Consider the following 17,652-nt stretch of genomic DNA (forward strand, 5'->3'; position numbering starts at 1 on the left):
GCGCACCACCACGACGGGAGTGAGATGACCACCTTGCCGAATCCGCGCCCCGGGCGCGTCCTGCGCCGGGACGAGCTGCACGACAGCCTCTCCGATCCGCTGCTGGACACGATGAACTTCCTCAACGAGGTCACCTCCCGCTACCCGCGGGCGATCTCGTTCGCGCCCGGCCGCCCGTTCGACGGCTTCTTCGACCTCGACCAGGTCTTCGACAGCATCCGCACCTACCTGGACCACCTCGCCGCGCAGGGCCGCTCCCCCGCCGCCATCAAGGACGCGATGTTCCAGTACGGCCCGGCCGCCGGCCGGATCCGCGAGATCATCGCCGACTGGCTGCGCCGCGACGAGGGCATCGACGTGCCGGCGGAGTCGGTCGTGGTCACCGTCGGCTGCCAGGAGGCGATGGTGCTGGCGCTGCGGGCCCTCATCCGCGGCCCGGAGGACGCCCTGCTCGTCTCCAGCCCCTGCTACGTCGGCATCACGGGTGCGGCCCGGCTGCTCGACATCGCGACCACCGCGGTGCCGGAGCGGGAGGACGGGTTCCACCCGGAGGACCTGGTGGCCGCGCTGCGGGCCGAGCGGGCGCGGGGCCGTCACCCCCGGGCGTGCTACGTCATCCCCGACCACACCAACCCGTCGGGCCTGTCGATGTCGCTGGCGGCGCGGCACGAGCTGCTCCGACTGGCCGAGGAGCACGACTTCCTGGTGCTGGAGGACAGCCCGTACCGGCTGGTGAGCCCGGGCCGCCAGCTGCCCACGCTCAAGTCGCTGGACACCGCCCGGCGGGTGGTGCACCTCGGCTCGTTCTCCAAGACGCTCTTCCCCGGGGCGCGGGTGGGCTTCGCCGTGGCCGACCAGGAGGTCGCGGACGGCGCGGGCGGCACCGGCCTGCTGGCCGACGAGCTCAGCAAGATCAAGAGCATGGTCACCGTGAACACCTCGCCGCTGAGCCAGGCCGCGGTGGCCGGCATGCTGCTCGCCGCGGGCGGGACGGCCGCCGACCTGAACGCCGAGACGTCCGCCTACTACGGCGAGGCGATGCGGCACACCCTGAAGCGGCTCGACGAGCGGCTGCCGGCGCCGCGTCGGACCGAGTTGGGCGTGCGGTGGAACCAGCCGGCCGGCGGGTTCTTCCTCGCCCTGACGGTGCCGTTCCGGGCCGACAACGCCGCGCTGGCCCGGTGCGCCCGCGACTTCGGCGTGATCTGGACGCCGATGTCGTACTTCTATCCGGAGGGCGGCGGCGAGCACGGGATCCGGCTGTCGATCAGCTACCTCACGCAGGAGGAGATCGACGAGGGCGTCACACGGCTCGCCCGGTTCGTCGAGGCGGAGGCCGCCGCGGCCTGATCCGATCGCCGGGAGGTGGCGGCGCGAGAAACGCGCCGCCACCTCCTTCTTCGTCATGCGCCCGCACGGGGCGACCAACCGATGTGTGGCGCTCGCCACATGCGCCGGGGATGCCGACATCCGACACGCGGGCCGGGCGGCCGAATGCGTCCGGCCATCCGCTCGACCCACCGCAATCCCGTCCGGGAACCGCGCGATGACCTGCGAATTCAGTGGAAAGCGCGGAGGACGGGGCCGCCATGCGCAGCATCCGTTTACGCACGCATCCCGACGGCTCCTCCATCCACCAATCTTTTCCTACTGGTTAACCGAACCGTGATGTGCGGGGGACTTACGCGAACGTCGTCGCGTCGGGTTGACACACCGTGTGCGGGCATCCCCCGCTCCCGTCGCGCGAATGCCGGTGGCCGCGTGCCTATTTTTCCGGACACAGCCGGTCAGGACCGGCATCCGCAGCGAACCCGGCAACCACCTCACGAGACCACAGATTCGGTCGGCGACGCTCGACCTCACGCCCGAAAAAACCGTCACGCCGGCATTCATCAGGAATGGCGGACACTACGCATCGCCATGGATCGAGAACGGTGCGCTTTGGGCAATGTGTCCCGTTCGCGCGTTAACCGAACGTTCGGATCATGGATCAACGCCGCGGTCAAGTGCCCTGCAGTCGCGTCCCGCACAAATCCCGCGTGCAATACTTTGCAGCGGAGCCCCATGGTCGATAGAGTCAGTCATCGATACGTCGCGGCGTTACGCGGGCGATCGGTCCCGTTCAACGCCGGGTCGACACATCACCGCGTTGAGGGGAATCAGAGCCAACGGGGGGTTGGTGTTGGAACATCAGATGGTCAACGATTTCGCTGATCGGATGAAGGCGGAGCAGAATTACAGCGAACTGATTGATAAATTGCCGATCGAACAACTGCCCGTCGAATCTCTCCAGATGCTCGATTCACCCCGCCTGCACGGCGAGAACCACGAGCACACGCGCATGCTGGCCAGCATCGACGCCCCGCTCCCGCCGATCATCGTGCACCGCGCCACCATGCGGGTCATCGACGGGGCGCACCGCCTCGGCGCCGCACGGATCCGCGGTGACGAGGTCATCGAGGCGCGGATGTTCGAGGGCTCCGAACGCGAGGCGTTCGTGCTCGGCGTCAAGGCGAACATCGCGCACGGCCTGCCGCTGTCGGTGGCCGAGCGCACCACCGCCGCCGAACGCATCATCACCAGCCACCCGTCCTGGTCGGACCGGACCATCGCGGCGTCCACCGGGCTGAGCGCCCGCACCATCGGCAACATCCGCCGCCGCCTGGAGTCCCAGGGCGGCGCGGGCGAACAGGTGACGGCCCGCATCGGCCGGGACGGGCGGGTCCGGCCACTGAACAACGTGGAGGGCCGACTCAAGGCGGTCAGCTACATCAAGAGCCAGCCCGACGCGTCGCTGCGGGAGATCGCCAAGAACGCCGGGGTGTCCCCGTCCACCGCACGCGACGTGCGCAACCGGCTGCAACGGGGCGAGGACCCGTTACCGCCCGCCCGGTGCGCCACCAACCGGCGCCCCGGCGGGGCGCACCTCACGCTCGAACCGAAGGACCCCCCGCCCGCGCCCCGACCGAACCTCGTCTCCATGCTCCAGGGGCTCAAACAGGACCCGTCGCTGCGCTTCACCGATTCCGGGCGGGAGCTGCTGCGCTGGATGTTCGCCCGGGCCATCCAGAACAACGAATGGGACGGGCTGGTCGACAAGGTACCGCCGCACTGCGCGTACGTCATCGCCAACGTCGCGCGGCAGTGCGCGCAGGAGTGGCAGGAGTTCGCCGAGACGCTGGAACAGCAGGGCGCCGATCGCAGCGCCTGAGCCGGACCGCCCAGGTGTGCGACTGCGGACCGTCCGCAGTCGCACACCTGGACCGCGTCCCCATGACCCCGTCGAGCGGCGGAGGATACGTCCGTGGACCCCTACGCCGACCTGCTGTCCCGGGCCGCCGCCAACCCGGACGTGCTGGGCCTGATCCTGACCGGTTCGCACGCGCGCGGCTTGGCCGGGCCGGCGTCCGACCACGATGTCATCGTCGTGGTGTCCGACGAGCGGCAGTGGCGGCCGACCAGCCGCTCGCCCGAGCTCGACGAGATCGTCTACACCCGGGACCAGCTCGCGGACACCTCCGGCCAGTGGCAGCGGTACGCGTTCCGGGGCGCACGGATCCTTCTCGACCGGACCGACGGCCAGCTCGCCGAGCTGGTCGAGGCGCAGGCCACCCTCACCGGGCCGGAGGCTGCGGCGTGGGCCCGGGAAGGGCTCGACGGCTACGTCAACCAGATCTACCGGGCGGCGAAGAACCGTCGCGACGGCGCCCCGGTGCTGGCGCGCCTGGAGGAGATGGAGAGCATCTCCTGGTTCATGACGGCGCTGTTCGCCATGCACGGACGGGTGCGGCCGTACCACAAGTACCTGCGCTGGGAGCTGCGCACATTCCCGCTGGGCGAGCCGTGGCACGCCGACACCCTGCCCGAGCGGCTGGCCGACGACCCGTCCGGTCTCTTCCCCGACCTGGAGCGGTTGGCCCGGGCGAAGGGCCACGGCGACGTACTGGATGCCTGGGGCCCGGACCTGGACCTGTTGCGGCGGGACTGAGCGCCGGCAGTGACTGCTCGGCGCGCACGGGGAGCCCTAGGCGAAGAGGCGGGCCAGCTCGGTGCGGGAGCGGACGCCGAGCCGGTGGAAGATGTTGCGCAGGTGGTGGTCGATGGTCCGGGTGGAGAGCGACATCCGGCTGGCGATCTCCCGGTTGGTGGCCCCCTCGGCGACCAGCTGGGCGATGTGCAGCTGCTGGCCGGTCAGCAGCTGCGCCGGCGGCCGGTGCGACGAGCCGACCGACTCCCCCGCCGCGCGCAGCTCCGCGCCGGCCTGTTCGGCCCAGACCGTCGCGCCGAGCAGCGTGAACGTCTCCCGCGCCCGGTGCAGGTACGCCCGGGCGTCCCGCGGCCGGCGGGCCCGGCGCAGTTCCCGGCCGAACAGCAGCTCGGTGCGGGCCCGCTCGAACCGGTCGGTGTCGGTGGGGTGCAGCCGCAGCGCCGTGCGGAACTCCCGCTCGGCCTCGGCGCTGCCCCGGGGCGCCAGCAGCGCGTGGCAGCGGGCGGAGAGCGCGCGCCGCGACGGGCTCGCCGTGCTGCTGGCCCAGCGGTCGAAGACGGCGAGCGCCGCGGTGGGCCGCCCCCCGTCGTGCGCGGCGGCCTCCACCAGGTAGGGCGTGGCCATCACCTGCACGAGCACCTGACCCCGGGCGGTGCCGGTGCGGGCCAGCGACGCCAGCCGGGCGGCCGCGTCGGCGTGCCGGCCGTCGACGAGGTCGAGCACGCCGAGCGCCCACTGCGCGTACGCGTAGGGGCGGCTGCCCGGGGTGGCGCCGTCGCCGATCTCGGCGATGCGGGCGAGGCTGGTGGCCCGGTCGGCCCGCACCGCGGCCAGCACGGCGAGGATGCCGAGGTGGACCCGGGCGCAGGTGCGCTGACCGGTGGCTCGGGCGGTCGCGAGCCCCTCGCGGGCGGTCTCGGCCGACGTGGCGTGCCGGCCCAGCCAGTACTCGGCGACCGCCCGCAACTCCAGGGCGCGGGGCAGCACGGACAGCTCGCCGCGGGCGCGGGCCAGCTCGACGGCGCGGTCGGCGAGCCGGTGCGCCGCGCCGTCCACGGCCACCAGCAGCCCGGCCACCGCGCCACAGATCAGCGCGGCCGGGGTGAGCGCCGGTCCGGTCAGCCGGCCGCCGAGCACGACGACCCGGCGCAGGGCGGGTCCACCCTGGTCGTGGTCACCGCGCAGGGTCGCCCCGACGCCGGCCGCGAACGTGGTCAGCAGCTCCACGTCCGGCTCGTCGCCGGGTCGGCGCAGCGCCCACGCCCGGCGGGCCACCTCGGCGTACCGGTAGTGGTCGCCGGTGAGGCAGATGGCCTCGCCGGCCCGGACCAGGCCGAGCAGGGCCGCCCCGCGGTCGGCCGGTGCGACGGCCCCGGCGGCGGCGAGCAGCGTGGCGACCGCCGTGGCCGGCGCGTCGCAGCGCAGTTGCATCTCGCCGCGCAGCAGGTCGGCGCGGCCGGCCGCGACCGGGTCGGCGGGCAGCCCGGAGAGCAGGCGCCGGGCCTGGTCGGGGTTGCCGGCCGTCCAGGCGCAGCGGGCGGCGGCGACCGCCCGCTCGGCGGCGCGGGCGGGGTCGTCGCTGAGTTCGGCGGCGCGGCGCAGCGCGGCGGCGACGCCCGCCCGGTCGTCGGCGCCGGCGGCCGCCGCCTCCAGCTCGTCCGCCAGCGCGGGGTCGGGGCCGTCGGTGGCGGCGGCGCGGTGCAGGGCCCGGCGCAGCGGCCGGCCGTCCAGCGCCCGGGCCAGCAGCAGGTGCGCCGCCCGCCGGTCGGCCAACGGCGCGACGAGTTCGATCATCGTCCGGGTCAGGGGGCTGGGGAAGGTCACGCCCGCCGGGCCGGCGCGCAGCAGGCCGGCGGCCTCGGCCGGCGCGAGCGCCTCGGCGGCCAGTCCGGCGGTGCGCGCGGCGCGGGCCAGGGTGGCCGGATCCCCGTCGGGGTCGAGCGCGGCGAGCAGCAGCACCCGGCGGGTGTCCGGGGGAAGCCGGTCGAGGCGGGCCCGGTAGGCGGCGCCGAGCGCCCCGTCGGCCGGCGGGGCGGCGGGCAGCGGCTCCTCCCCGTGCCACTGGCCGGGGGTGAGCGCGTCGGCGAGGTCGACGAGCGCCTGCGGGTTGCCGCAGCTGACCGCCGCCAGGTCGGCGGCCACCGCGGCCGGCGGCGGCCCGGACCGCCGGTCGGCGAGCAGCGCCGCGCACTGCTCCTCGTCCAGCGGGGACAGCCGGTGGGTCGGGATGCCGTCGGCCGCCGCCGCGCTGCCCGCGGTGACCAGGAGTGCGACCGGCAGCCGGTGCAGCCGGCGGGCCACGACGGCGAGCGTCTCGCCGGTCTCCGGGTCGCCGGCGTCGACGTCGTCCATCGTGCACAGCAGTGGACGGTCGCGGGCCGCGGCGGCCAGCAGGGCGAGCACGGCGGTGGCGAGGGCCAGCCGCCGCGCGGCCGGGCAGCCGCCGCCGGCCAGGGCGCGCCGCAGCACCCGCCGCTGCGGGTCGGGCAGCGAGCCGGCCCGGTCGAGCACCGGATCGAGGAGGCGTTGCAGGCCGGCGTACGGCAGGGTCGCCTCGTCGGCCAGCCCCGCAGCGGCGAGGACCGCCCGCTCCCCGGCGTGCCGCCGGGCGTACGCCAGCACCGCGCCACGGCCGGAGCCGGGCTCGCCGTGCAGGAGCAGCGCTCCGCCGTCCGGCCCGTCGAGCAGGCGGCCGATCGCCCGGCACTCGCCGTCCCGGCCGTGCAAGGTTATTTGCACTCTGAATGCACTAACCATGCATTCAGTTTTACCTGTCGGCAACCTCCCGGAAAAGAGGTGGCCCGGCGGGATCCGCCAGCAGCGCCGCCACGGTGCGCGCCATCACGGCGCGGGCCGCACCCACGCCGAGCCCCAGCCCGTCGCGCAGCATCGACCAGGCCGACCACATGCTCGCCGCCACCAGGGCGTGCACCAGGCTGTCCCGCCCCGGACCGGCCCGGTCCAGCTCGGGCGCGAAGAGCCGCTCGACCTCGTCGCGGACCCGGTCGACGTGCTTGAGGCGGTTGCGGTGCAACTGCGGGGAGAGCGGCTCGCGCAGCTGCGCGGCCCGGGCGGACGGGGCGATGAGCTGCAGCAGCCGGGCGCGCTGCCGGCAGTAGGCGTCGACCCGCTCGGCCAGCGGCAGCGCCGCCGGGATCGGCCGCCACGCGGCGTCCTGCCGGCGGAGCAGTTCCTCGCCGCTGGCCTCGAAGAGCGTCTCCATGTCCTTGAAGTTGGTCCACAGCGTGCGGAGCGAGACGCCGGCCCGCTCGGCGATCCGGTCGCCCGTCGGTCGCAGGTCACCCTCGCCGACCAGGGCGAGGTGGGCCTCGACGATCGCCGCCCGGGTACGCGCGGCCCGCGCGGTCCGTCCGTCGACCCGGCCGGTGGCGCCCATCCCGTCCGCCTCCTTTGTGCACGCTGAGTGTAGACAGGTCGGCGGGGCGGCCGCCGTGGCGGCCGCCCCGGGTTCGCGGCTCAGGAGCTGGGGCAGGTGTTGCGGTACTCCTCGATGGCGAGCCCGCTCGGGCCCGGGCAGAGGAACTGCTCGTACCGGGTGTCGTTGTCGACGAAGCGCTTCAGCCAGGCCACCATCTGCTTGGCCATCGGCGTGTTCACCGACTGCGGGAAGAAGTGGCTCGCGCCGTTCAACTCCAGGTAGGCCTTCTCGGACGAGGCCGGGATGCTGTTGTAGAACGGCTCCGAGTGAGTGGCGACCGGGGCGATGGTGTCGCTCTCGCCACCGACGATGAGCGTCGGCACCGTCACCCCGCCCCAGGTCTTGTCCAGGTTCCACGGTGCTAGCGGGACGGCGGCCTGCAGCGAGGGCCGGGCGGCGGCGGCCTCCAGGGTGCCGCCCCCGCCCATCGAGTGCCCGGCCACGGCGAGCCGGCTGGCGTCGATCCGGCCGCGCACGGTGCTGCGCTGGGTCAGGTAGTCCAGCGCGGCCAGGAGTTGGCGCCCGCGGCTGTCGGGCTGGTCGAGCAGCGTGTTGGTCTCGATGCCGATGACCACGAAGCCGTGCGAGGCGATCCGCGGCCCGAGCCAGCTGAGGCTCGACCAGGTGGCCGTGTAGCCGGGCGAGATGGCGACGGCGCCGAAGGTGCCCTCGCTGGTGCTGGTCGGGTAGTAGACGACCCCGCCGCCGAAGCCGGTGACGCTCAGCGAGGAGACGCTGTAGGACGAGGTGGCGAAGGGGCCGCGGCTGGCCTCCAGGATGGCGCTGGTGGGCGCGGGGCCGCGCTCGTAGGGGTTGTCGGCGGCCTGCGCGCCGGCCGGGACGGCCACGGCGCCGCCGACGGCCAGGACGGCCGCCACGGCGAGTCGCGCCAGGGCCTTGACGGGGGTACGGGGACGGGTGGTGGTGGCTGATCGCACGTCGGTTGCTCCTTGTCGGGTCGGAGATCCATCGACACGCGTCAGTATTGGAGCTGCCGCCGGGCGGCCGCATCGGCGAAATCACCGGTCGTCGGCGTGGTGACCTGACCGTGACGTGGACAGTGGACGATGGGCGGATGCAGCTCACCCGACGGAACCTGCTCGGCGTGACCGCGGCGGCCGGCGTGACCGGCCTGGCCACCGGCTGCGAGCCGGAGCGGCGGGAGTCCGGGGCGGCGGCGAGCGCCACGCCGACCCTGGACCCGGCGGACTGGGACAGCGTGCGGGCCCAGTTCGCGCTCGACCGCAGCCGAGCGCACCTGGCCACCTTCGTCTTCGCGCCCCACCCCGCCCCGGTGCGCGCCGCCGTCGCGGCGCACCGGGACGGGCTCGACCGCGACGCGATGGGCTACCTGGGCGCCAACGAGGAACGCCTCGACGGCGCGGTGCTCGGGGCGGCGGCCCGCCACCTCGACACCCGCCCCGACCAGATCGCGCTGACCGACTCGACCACCATGGGTCTCGGGCTGGTCTACACGGCGGTCCGGCTGCGGCCCGGCGAGGAGGTGCTCACCACCGAGCACGACTTCTACGCCACCCACGAGTCGCTGCGGCTGCGCGCCGAGCGGGACGGGGTGACCGTCCGCCGGGTACGCCTCTACCGCGACCCGGCGGTGACCAGCGTCGACGAGATGGTCGGCAACCTCGCGGCGGCGGTGTCCGCCCGCACCCGGGTGGTCGCCCTGACCTGGGTGCACTCCAGCACCGGGGTGAAGCTGCCGGTCCGGCGGCTCGCCGAGGCGGTCCGCGCCCGCAGCCCCGAGGCGCTGGTGTGCGTCGACGGGGTGCACGGCTTCGCCGCCGACGCCGCGACCCCGGAGCAGCTCGGCTGCGACGTGCTGGTCTCGGGCTGCCACAAGTGGCTGCTGGGGCCGCGGGGCACCGGGCTGGTCTGGGGCAGCACCCGGGCGTGGAGCCGGATGACCCCGGTCATCCCCACCTTCGACCGGCGCAGCATCGGCCGCTGGCTGTTCGCCGGCACGGGCGGGCAGCCCACGCCGGCGGGCCCCGCGCACACGCCCGGCGGCTACCACAGCTTCGAGCACCGGTGGGCGCTCGCCGACGCGTTCGAGTTCCACCGGCAGATCGGTCCGGACCGGGTCGCCGCCCGCAACCGGGACCTGGCCGACCGGCTCAAGGAGGGCCTGGCCGGCATCCGTGGCATCCGGCTGGTCACCCCGCGCTCGGCCGAGCTCTCCGCGGGGGTGGTCTGCTGCCAGGTGCCCGACATCCCGGTGGGTGAGGCGGTGGGCCGGCTGTACGCCGCCGGCGTGATCGCCAGCAGCACCCCGTACAACCCGTCCTACCTGCGCTTCGGCGCGACCATCGCGAACAGCGAGGCGGACGTCGACTCCGCCGTGCAGGCGGTGCGCGGTCTGGTGTGACCCCGGCGCCACCCCGGAACCCGTCCCGCGGGCCGGGCCGGTCGGGCGCCGATCCGCCGCGAGAGGCAGGTGTGCCGCCGGGTTTTCCGGGAAAGGCACGCCGGACGGGCCGGCGGGGGGCGACGGAGGTCAGGTGGGCAACGGGACGCAGGATCCGGGCGAGCCGCGGGCGGGAGCCGCCGAGGTCCGGCGCGCGGCGGCCGAGGGCGACCGGGGGCAACCCGCCGGCGTGCACCACAGCCACCCGACGATGTCCGACCCGGACGTGGTCCTCCAGATCCCCCACCTGCGGGTGGACGACGTCTGCGTCGAGGGCGACGACGTGGACGCGCACGTGTCGCTGCGCGCCCGGCTGGGCAGCCTGCTCCAGCTCGACGTCGGTGTGCAGGCCCGGCTGGGCACGGCCCGGGTCGACGTCCGCGGCGTGACGACGGAGGCGATGCTGGAGGTCCGGCTCGACGAGCTGAACGCCATCCTCGACCGGGCCCTGAGCACCGTCGACCGCAACCCGCAGATCGTCGAGGCGGTGGTCGGGACCGTCGACACCACGATCGACCAGGAGGGCCGGACCGCGCAGCAGGCGCTCGGCCCGCAGGAGCCGCCGTCCCGGACGCTCCAGGAGGCGGCCGAGGCCGCGGGTGGGACGGCCGGCCCGCCGGGACGTACGGCGTGGCGGCGGATGCGGAAGCTCGCCGGGGGCGGCCGCCCGCTGCGGCGGGTGGCGGCGCGGCTGCTGCCGCGCTCCGGCCGCCCGTCGGGGTGCGACGGATGAGCTACTCCAGCTCCGTGCGCGGGAGAAGGTCGGGCGACCAGCGGATGTCGTAGCGCGAGTCGGCGACCGACTGGGCGAAGGCCGTCGAGGCGGCGGGCGAGGCGGCGATCCGCCAGTCCAGCTCCTTGTCGACCTCGAACCAGATGAGCCCGATGACGTCCCGGTGCTTCGGCAGCGCCCGGAAGGTCTCCCGGATCCACCGGGCCTTGTGGCCGCGGCCGTCGCTGGCGCCGGTCTCGGTGACGACCAGCGGCCGCCGGCTGAAGGTGCGGATCTCCGCGATGGTGGGGCCGAAGATGGCGTCGAAGGTCGAGTATTTCGACCACGCTCCGGTGCCGTAGTAGCCGGTGGTGCCCACCCAGTCGACGTAGTCGTCGCCCGGGTAGAAGCCGGAGAGGTTGCCTGTCGTCTTGCTCCACCGGGCGTTCGGGCTCCACACCCAGATGACGTTTGTGGCCCCCGCCTCCTCGAAGAGGTCGTGCACGTGCCGCCACGCCTGGACGTACTCGCCGGGCCGGTTGCCGTTGGCCTTCTCGCACCACGGGTACCAGTCGCCGTTCATCTCGTGGGCGAACCGGATGGCGACCGGGTAGCCGAGCGACTTCACGCCCTCGGCCCAGGAGCGCAGATAGCCGTCGAAGTCGCCGTCCACGATCCGCGACAGCCGGTAGCGCGCCTGGGTGGACCGCAGCCGGTCGATCTGGCGTGCGGTCAGCTTCTTCTGCTTCCGGGCCGCCTGGTCCACGCGGTAGTCCCAGGGTTCCCAGCCCAGCATGGGCAGCATCCCGCGGTCCTTGATCCGGTCGAAGAGCACCCGGTCGAACGTGCCGGACTCCCAGCCCACCCCGAAGAGCATCACCTGCGGCTCGCGCCGTGCGGCGGCGGCGAACCGGTCCACCGCCGTGAAGTCGTACGGCCCCTTGTCGGTCATCACGCCGAAGAACGCCTTGCCGGCCGGCGGGAAGAGCTCCGCAGCCGGCTGGAGTGGCGGTCCGTCGGCGTCGGCCGGCACCACCGTGCCCGATTCGCCCGTCCCCGGCGGGCCGGGCGCGGCGCTCTTCCCGCCCCCGCTCGTGGTGACCGGCGCCAGCGCGAAGGCGTAGGCCAGCAGCAGCGCGGCGACAACCACCATGAAGACCCTCGGCCGGGTCACCCTCACCACGTCATGACCTTCTCCACCGCCACCCGCGCCGCCGCCGGTCCCCACTCGAACCTGGACAGGTTATACCGATTGATCCTTTATGTCCGGAGAACTAGTTCGCCAGCGTCGTGCGCGGGCGCATGTCGGGCGACCAGCCGAACCGGTAGCGGGGGTCGGCGACCGCCGTGGCGAAGGCCTCCGCCACGGCCGGCGAACTGACGATGCGCCAGTCCAGTTCCTTGTCCACCTCGAACCAGATGAGCCCGATGACGTCCCGGTGACGCGGCAGTGCGCGGAACATCTCGGTGATCCATTCGGCCTTGCGCCCCGTGGCGTCGGAGGCGCCGGTCTCGGTGACGACCAACGGCTTCCCGCTGAACTCTCGGATCTCGGTGATGGTGGGACCGAAGATCTCGTCGAAGGACCGGTAGTCCGAATGGAACCCGATGCCGTAGTAGCCCGAGAGGCCGACCCAGTCGACGACGTCGTCGCCCGGATAGAACGCGGAGAGCTTCGGCGTCGAGTCGTCCCATCTGGCGTTCGGGCTCCACACCCAGGTCACGTTGGTGGCCCCGGCCGCCCGGAAGACCTCGTGCACGTGGCGCCAGGCCCTGACGTACTCCCCCGGCCGGTTGCCGTTGCTCGCCTCGGACCACGGATACCAGTCACCGTTCATCTCGTGCGCGAACCGGACGGCCACCGGGTAGCCGAGTGACCTGATCCCGTCCGCCCAGGACCGCAGGTAGCTGTCGAAATCCCCACCCGCGATGCGGGACAGCCGGTAGGTGGGCTGGTTCGACCGGAGCTGATCGATCTCGCGGACCGGCAGGCCCCTCCTGCGGGCCGCCTCGTCCACCGTGTTGTCCCAGGGCTCCCACGCCAGCAGCGGCAGCATGCCGCGGTTGCTGATCCGGTCGAACGGCGTCCGGTCGAACCTGTCGGACCCCCACCACGAGCTGAGCATCATCACCTGCGGCTGGTGCCTCGCGGCCGCCGCGAACGCGTCCGCCGCCGCGAAGTCCTGCGGGCCCTTCTCGGTCATGACGCCGACGAACGCCTTGCCGGCCGGCGGGAAGAGTTCCGCGGCCGGCCTCGCCTCCGCGGCCCGGTCGTGCCGGCCGTCCTCCCGGTCGCCGAACACGGTGCCCGACGCCATGGTGACCGCGTAGGTCAGCAGCGGCACGCCGACCAGCACCATGAGGACCCGCGGTACGGTCACCCTCATCAGTCCTCCAGCTTCGTGCGCGGGAGCATGTCCGGCGACCAGGTGACCTGGTAGCGAGGGGCGGCGACGGCCCGGGCGAAGGCCGTGGTCACGGCCGGGGAACTGACGATGCGCCAGTCCAGTTCCTTGTTCACCTCGAACCAGATCAGTCCGATGATGAACGGGTACCTGGGCAGGGTCTGGAAGGCCTCCGTGATCCATTCCGCCTTCCGCCCGATGTGGTCGGAACCGCCGGTCTCGGTGATGACCATCGGCTTCCTGCTGACGGTGCGGATCTCGGTGATGGTCTTCTTGAAGACCTCGTCGAAGGAGAGGTACGGCGCGAAGTCGTACTTGCCGTAGTAGCCCGTGACACCGACCCAGTCCACGTAGTCGTCGCCCGGGTAGTAGGTGGAGATCGCGGGGGTCAGGTCGGTGTACCTGACGTTCGGGCTCCACACCCAGGTGACGTTCGTGGCACCGGCCGCCCGGAACACGTCCTGCACGTGGCGCCAGGCCTTCACGTAGTCACCCGGCCGGTTGCCGTTGACCAGCTCGCACCACGGGTACCAGTAGCCGTTCATCTCGTGGGCGAAGCGGATGGCCACCGGGTAGCCGAGCGACTTGATCCCCTCGGCCCAGGACCGCACGTAGGTGTCGAACTCTCCGCCCGCGATGCGGGACAGCCGGTAGGTGGGTTGATCCGAGCGGACCGCGTCGATCTGCTGGGCGGTCAGCTTCTGCTGCCGGGCCTGTTCATCGAGGCGGTAGTCCCAGGGTTCCCAGCCCAGCATCGGCATCATGCCGCGGTCACGGATCCGGTCGAAGAGCGCCCGGTCGAACGTGGCGGACGCCCACCCCTCGCTGAAGAGCATGACCTGCGGCTGGTGCCCGGCGGCCGCCGTGAACCTGTCCACCGGCGTGAAGTCGTGGGGACCCTTGTCGGTCATGACGCCGATGAACGTCTTCCCCGCCGGCGGGAAGGGTCCTCGGGGTCGGGGCGCCTTCGCCTCCGCCGTCACCGTCCCGCCCGGGCGCTCGGAGGTGGCGGTGGGCGCCACGGCGAAGGCGTACGTCAGCAGCAGCGCGCCGGCCAACACCAGCACGACCCGCGGAAAGGTGAATCTGATCATCGCAGGACCTCCTCGGCGGCGACCCGTGACCTCGGCGGGTGGACCTCCTCGGTCGCCGCGCGGGCGGGGGCGGGTTCGGCCGCCTCGTCGTCCTGCCGGCCGGCCCGCAGGTTCGACGCGAGCGCGATCAGTGGCGGACCGAGACCGGTCAGGAGGGTCAGGACGGGCCACACCCGCAGCAGGGGTGAGCTGTTGTCCAGCACGAAGCTCGCCCCGAGCAGACCGGCGGAGACGCCGGCCCAGCAGAGGTGCAGCCGGAACGTGCGGAACGACTCGATGGTGCGCAGCCTCCCCTTGGCCGTCACCACGAACCCGAGTTTGCGGCGCAGCAGCGCGGTGAACCCGGCGGCCACGTAGACGGGCCCGGCGAACAGTGCCAGGGCCATGCCGGCCAGGCCGATCTCCTCCCGTTCGTGCGGGGCGATGTTGAAGCGGCGGAGCCAGAGCCACAGCACGAACCAGGTGCCGAAGGTCGAGCCCCAGAGCACCGACCACACGGTGACGTCGAGCTGCGCCGAACCGATGCCGGTGAGCAGGTACATGGCGGTGGCGAGGTTGCCCAGGAGCAGGCTGACCGCGACGCTCGGGTAGTAGAACTGGAGCAGGCGGTACTGCCAGCGGCGCCGGGACGGCAGCTCGCGCGGTGCGCGCAGTTCGGGCCGGACGAGGATCTCGCAGATCCCGGCCGCCCAGCGCTTCTGCTGGTTGAAGTAGTCCGCCCAGGAGGTCGGGCCTTCGCCGATGGCCACCACGTCGGGCGTGTAGACGCCCTTCCACTTGTTGCCCGTCTCGGGATTGGTGGCGGCGTGGATCCGGATGCTGGTCAGGTGGTCCTCGATGATCGAGTCCTGGTAGCCGCCGATGGTCCGCCAGGCCGCCGGCCGGTAGAGGTGGCCGGTGCCGGTGAGCAGCGGCGCGTCCAGCCCGTTTCCGCCACGGGCGATGAGGCCGTTGTAGAGGTACTGCTGCACGGAGGCGCCGTGCGCGACGAAGTTCTGGTGCATGTTGCCGTACACCTGGGGGGTCACCACGAAGGCGACGTCCGGGTCGCGGAAGTAGCCCAGGGTGCGTTCGAGGAAGTTGGGCAGCGGCACGTGGTCCGGGTCGACGTTGGCCACCACGTCGTACCGGTTCTCGTGCTCGGCCCGCCAGGCGTTGTGGTTGCCGGACTTGGTCCGGGCCCGGAACTCCCCGCCGGGCTGGTTGTACTCCGGCCGGCCGTTGCGGCTGAAATGGTGGACGCCGAGCCGCGCGGCCATCTCCTTCACCGCCGGGTCGTCCCCCTCGTCGAGGATCCAGACGTCCACCTGGCCGCAGTAGACGAGCTGGCGCAGCCGGCCCAGCGTCCGCTCCGCCACGTCGAGCGGCTCCTTGCTCGGCACGATCGTGGTGAGCAGGGCCACCCGCAGGCCGACCGGCGGGTCGACCGGCACCGGGTCCCGGGCGCGGAATGCGAACACCCACACCACCACGTTCTGCGCCAGGCGGATCAACTCGACGCCGACGACCACGCAGAAGGCCAGCCGTGCCGCGATGGTCTCCCAGCCGCCGGGCCCGACCACGCCGGGGCCGGGCACGTGCTGCGGCAGCAGCAGCCAGCCGACGAACAGCAGCCCGGCCGCGCTGTTGACCAGCACGAGCAGGGTCAGCACCAGCCGCGCCGCGGGCGAGGCGACGTGCCGGAACTCCACCGCCGCCCCGGGGCGCCCCGGCGCGACCAGCGGCCCGGCGGTGGCGCCGCACCTGGCGTACGCCAGGCGGGCCCGGATGTTCAGCTGCCGCCGGTCCGGTCCGTTCCGGGCGGGAGGCCCGGTCGGGGCGGGCGCCGGCGGACGTTTGCCCGCGGTGCCCGGCGTGCCGGCCCGGGACGGGCGTGTATCGGCGGCGATGGCCACGTTTTCCCCCATGGTGATCTCGCCACGAACCCGACAGAGGCTGAGCCTGGGCGGGCAGTGGAGTCGGACAGGTACTGATCGGTCAGCGGGCGGTGCGGTCGTCCACGAGGAGGGCCAGCGTGAACCCGGCCGGGTGCCAGACCTGCGCCACCTGGTATCCGCTGCGCAGCAGCCGCTCCGTCGCGCCGCCGACGGGCGGCACGGGATCCGTGCGTTCGCCGGGGCGGATCACCCAGAGCCGCCGGACGCCCGACAGGCAACCGGCACAGCCGTGCCCGGGCGCCGCGGCGAGCAGGTCCGTCGGCCGCCGGTCGGCCGGCAGGTAGCGGGCCATCAGGGTCCGCGCGTCCGCGTCGCCGTAGACCACGCCGTCGCCGGGCAGCCGCCGGGCGCCGACGATCTCGGCGACCTCGCGGGTGGCCTGCCCGTGCCCGTCGGACTCACGGATGGCCGCCTGGGCCGGCGCGGCGATCAGGGCCAGCGCCGCCAGCGCCGGCGCCCACCAGCGGGCGCGCACCCGGGACAGGGCGGCCGCGGCCAGCACCGCCCAGGCCGGCAGGGTGAACAGCAGACTCGGCGGTGACCAGACCGGCGTCGCCTGCGCGAGGAGCAGCAGGCCGAGCGGCGGCAGCACCGCCCACGCGGTGCAGACCGCCGCGGTGCGCCGCAGTGGGAGGCTGAACAGCGCCAGCCCCAGCAGCACCGCACCGAGCGCGGCGACCCCGAACACCTCCCCGGGGGTCGCGGCGAGGGTCGACAGGTCGGGGCGGGCCGCCGGCGCGATCTGCCCGCCGGCGCGTACCCCGGACCAGAGCAGCGCGGCGGCGGGAAGCGTGCCGAGGGCCGCGGCGGCCAGCCACCGACCGGCCGCTCCGCGCCGGAAGGCGAGCACGACCCAGCCGTGACCGACCAGCAGCAGGAGCGCCACGGCGTGGCACAGGCCCAGCAGGACCACGGCGCCGGCGTACGGTGCGAGGCGGCGCAGGCTCGGCCGGTCCATGGCGGGCAGCAGGAACCAGGTGGCGAGCACCGCGGCGAACAGGGCCGGCGCGTACGGCTGGGCCTCCTGGGCGTACCGGGTGACGCTCGGCAGCAGCGCGAAGATCACTCCGGCCAGGACCCCGGTGCCCGGCGCGAACATGCGGGCGGCCAGCGCGCCGACGAGCGCCGCGGCCGCTGTCACGGCCAGCAGGGACGGCACGCGCAGGGCGAGGTCGGAGGTGCCGAACGCCGCCGCCCAGGCGCGCATGAGCAGGTGGTACGGCACGAGCGTGACGTCGCCGCCGGGCAGCCGGTCCGGCCAGGGGGAGGTGGCGGCCCGCCAGGTGGCCAGCTCCGCCAGGCGCAGGCCGGGCGTGCCGGCCCCCACGATGCCGAGCGTCCCGGCCAGCAGCGCCGGCAGCAGCCAGGCGGCGAGCCGCCACCGGGAGGTGTCGGCCGGTGGACGGTGCGCGCGGGCCCGGGATCCGGCCACGCGGTCCTCGCCCCACGGGTCCTCGACCCGGATGTCCCCCGGCCCGATCCGGGGCAGGATCATGGTGTCCGCGTCCATCATCGTTGACTCACGCATTCCTGTGGGTGCCGGCGACCGAGGCCCAGCCGTGCCGGGGCGCGACGCCGGATGGGCGTGGGCGCGACGGGTCCGGCCGCACGGCGCGGCCGGCTCCGGGAGTCCCGGTTCGACGACTGGATGACAC

Annotated in this window: 13 protein-coding genes; 5 read left to right on the top strand and 8 right to left on the bottom strand. The window is 73.7% G+C overall.

Annotation, left to right across the window (positions count from 1 at the left end; genetic code table 11):
* Positions 1-24 precede the first annotated feature (24 nt).
* The 3 genes from NLX85_RS25015 (at position 25) to NLX85_RS25025 (ending at position 3,988) form a co-directional block, all read left to right on the top strand.
* Positions 25-1,350 carry a PLP-dependent aminotransferase family protein gene (locus NLX85_RS25015; RefSeq protein ID WP_254339058.1) on the top strand — a complete coding sequence of 442 codons (1,326 nt, stop codon included), beginning with the start codon at positions 25-27 and terminating at the stop codon, positions 1,348-1,350.
* Between the two features lie 844 nt (positions 1,351-2,194).
* On the top strand, positions 2,195-3,211 hold the full coding sequence (locus tag NLX85_RS25020; RefSeq protein ID WP_254339060.1) for a ParB/RepB/Spo0J family partition protein: 1,017 nt from the start codon (positions 2,195-2,197) through the stop codon (positions 3,209-3,211).
* 93 nt (positions 3,212-3,304) lie between these two features.
* Positions 3,305-3,988 carry a nucleotidyltransferase domain-containing protein gene (locus NLX85_RS25025; protein ID WP_254339062.1) on the top strand — a complete coding sequence of 228 codons (684 nt, stop codon included), beginning with the start codon at positions 3,305-3,307 and terminating at the stop codon, positions 3,986-3,988.
* 36 nt (positions 3,989-4,024) lie between these two features.
* On the opposite strand, the gene NLX85_RS33305 is transcribed toward NLX85_RS25025, so the two are convergent.
* From NLX85_RS33305 to NLX85_RS25045, 3 genes are all read right to left on the bottom strand, one after another.
* Entirely contained in the window at positions 4,025-6,715 is a 2,691-nt protein-coding gene (locus NLX85_RS33305) for a LuxR family transcriptional regulator (protein ID WP_305885065.1), read from the bottom strand.
* Positions 6,716-6,755: 40 nt separating this feature from the next.
* Entirely contained in the window at positions 6,756-7,385 is a 630-nt protein-coding gene (locus NLX85_RS25040) for a TetR/AcrR family transcriptional regulator (RefSeq protein ID WP_254339064.1), read from the bottom strand.
* An 80-nt stretch (positions 7,386-7,465) separates the two neighbouring features.
* Positions 7,466-8,365: an alpha/beta hydrolase gene (locus NLX85_RS25045; protein ID WP_254339066.1), complete on the bottom strand. Its 900-nt coding sequence runs from the start codon at positions 8,363-8,365 to the stop codon at positions 7,466-7,468.
* A 137-nt stretch (positions 8,366-8,502) separates the two neighbouring features.
* On the opposite strand from NLX85_RS25045, the gene NLX85_RS25050 reads away from it, so the two are divergent.
* Positions 8,503-9,810, top strand: coding sequence for an aminotransferase class V-fold PLP-dependent enzyme (locus NLX85_RS25050; RefSeq protein WP_254339068.1), 1,308 nt, complete (start codon positions 8,503-8,505; stop codon positions 9,808-9,810).
* 133 nt (positions 9,811-9,943) lie between these two features.
* Positions 9,944-10,582 carry a hypothetical protein gene (locus NLX85_RS25055; RefSeq protein ID WP_254339070.1) on the top strand — a complete coding sequence of 213 codons (639 nt, stop codon included), beginning with the start codon at positions 9,944-9,946 and terminating at the stop codon, positions 10,580-10,582.
* A gap of 1 nt (position 10,583) precedes the next feature.
* Here the strand turns inward: NLX85_RS25055 and NLX85_RS25060 are convergent, their stop codons facing one another.
* The 5 genes from NLX85_RS25060 to NLX85_RS25080 all read right to left on the bottom strand — a co-directional run bounded on the left by NLX85_RS25060 (position 10,584) and on the right by NLX85_RS25080 (position 17,510).
* Positions 10,584-11,735: a glycosyl hydrolase gene (locus tag NLX85_RS25060; protein ID WP_254339072.1), complete on the bottom strand. Its 1,152-nt coding sequence runs from the start codon at positions 11,733-11,735 to the stop codon at positions 10,584-10,586.
* A gap of 100 nt (positions 11,736-11,835) precedes the next feature.
* On the bottom strand, positions 11,836-12,948 hold the full coding sequence (locus NLX85_RS25065; RefSeq protein ID WP_254339074.1) for a glycoside hydrolase family 26 protein: 1,113 nt from the start codon (positions 12,946-12,948) through the stop codon (positions 11,836-11,838).
* Positions 12,948-14,060 (bottom strand): glycoside hydrolase family 26 protein, encoded by a 1,113-nt coding sequence (locus NLX85_RS25070; RefSeq protein ID WP_254339076.1) that lies wholly within the window; start codon positions 14,058-14,060, stop codon positions 12,948-12,950. The genes NLX85_RS25065 and NLX85_RS25070 overlap by 1 nt, the downstream gene beginning before the upstream one ends.
* A complete protein-coding gene (locus NLX85_RS25075; RefSeq protein ID WP_254339078.1) occupies positions 14,057-15,967 on the bottom strand; it encodes a glycosyltransferase family 2 protein in 1,911 nt (636 codons plus the stop codon). Before NLX85_RS25075 ends, NLX85_RS25070 begins: the two co-directional genes overlap by 4 nt.
* Positions 15,968-16,037: 70 nt before the next feature.
* Positions 16,038-17,510, bottom strand: coding sequence for a glycosyltransferase family 39 protein (locus NLX85_RS25080; RefSeq protein ID WP_254339080.1), 1,473 nt, complete (start codon positions 17,508-17,510; stop codon positions 16,038-16,040).
* Positions 17,511-17,652 lie beyond the last annotated feature (142 nt).

Origin of the sequence: Micromonospora sp. A3M-1-15, assembly GCF_024213425.1 — a bacterium.
Taxonomy (GTDB): Bacteria; Actinomycetota; Actinomycetes; order Mycobacteriales; family Micromonosporaceae; genus Micromonospora; species Micromonospora chersina.